Raw genomic sequence first — 315 nt, 5'->3', positions numbered from 1 at the left:
GGACTTCCGCAGATCCACATAGACGAAGCGTCCGCGGGAGGAGTGGAGCGAGCCCATGGAACCGAAGGATTCATCGGCCAGCGGCGGCTCCTCGTCGAACAGGTTGCGCGCACCCAGACGCACTCTGAAAGGCTGCTCGCCTTCGTATCCGAACGTGTACTGAACGTAGGCGTTGTGGCGCAGGTAGGAGTCCACCGTCCAGTATTCGCGTGTGTCATCGTTTGTCGCGCTGGTATCCAGCACGTCATCGCCGAAGCTGGTAAACCAGCCCGCGCCCCAGGCCTGGTAGCGCCAGGTCGCCGAAGCCCTCCAGCG

Annotated in this window: 1 pseudogene; it reads right to left on the bottom strand. The window is 63.2% G+C overall.

Annotated features, from left to right (window positions below):
- A pseudogene (locus tag E5162_RS14345) lies at positions 1-315 on the bottom strand (TonB-dependent receptor); the annotation flags it as partial.

The organism is Marinicauda pacifica, from assembly GCF_004793635.1.
GTDB classification, from domain to species: Bacteria; Pseudomonadota; Alphaproteobacteria; order Caulobacterales; family Maricaulaceae; genus Marinicauda; species Marinicauda pacifica.
Note: the sequence above shows the minus strand (reverse complement) of the source record. Positions and strands in the feature narration are given on the sequence as shown.